The sequence below is a fragment of the Umezawaea beigongshangensis genome, from assembly GCF_016464305.1.
Classification (GTDB): Bacteria; Actinomycetota; Actinomycetes; order Mycobacteriales; family Pseudonocardiaceae; genus Umezawaea_A; species Umezawaea_A beigongshangensis.
On the sequence record NZ_JAEIOJ010000044.1, the window covers coordinates 1 to 584 of the forward strand.

Below are 584 nucleotides of genomic sequence, written 5' to 3' on the forward strand. Positions count from 1 at the left end.
CTGCACCGGTTGGTGGAGGGGCAGGTGGATCGGTCGCCGGGTGCGGTGGCGGTGCGTGCGGTGGACGGGGTGTTGACGTACGGGGAGTTGGAGGTGGCGGCGAACCGGGTCGCGTCGCATCTGCGGGGTGTGGGTGTGGGGCGGGGTGATCTGGTCGGTGTGCGCATGTCGCGGACCGCGGATCTGGTGGTGGTGCTGCTGGGGGTGTTGAAGTCGGGTGCGGGTTATGTGCCGATCGATCCCGGTTATCCGGCCGAGCGGGTGTCGTTCATGGTGGAGGACTCGCGGGCGAAGGTCGTGCTCTCCGGTGACGAGGTCCTGCTGGGCGAGTCCGCGGAGCGCGTGTCGGTTGATGTGGGTGCTGCTGATGTTGCTTATGTGATCTACACGTCGGGGTCGACGGGTCGGCCGAAGGGTGTGGTGATCGAGCACCGTCAGGTGGTGGCGATGGTGTCGTGGGCGGGTCGGGTGTTCGCCGGTGGTGAGTTGGATCGGGTGCTGGCGGCGACGTCGGTGTCGTTCGACCTGTCGGTGTTCGAGATCTTCGCCCCGCTGTCGGTGGGTGGGACGGTGGTGCTGGCTCC

The 584-nt window shown here is 67.6% G+C and carries 1 protein-coding gene; it reads left to right on the forward strand.

All coding sequences use genetic code 11. From position 1 onward, the window contains the following. A partial coding sequence (locus IMZ35_RS30260; RefSeq protein ID WP_199444630.1) for an AMP-binding protein occupies positions 1-584 on the forward strand: 584 nt, incomplete at both ends.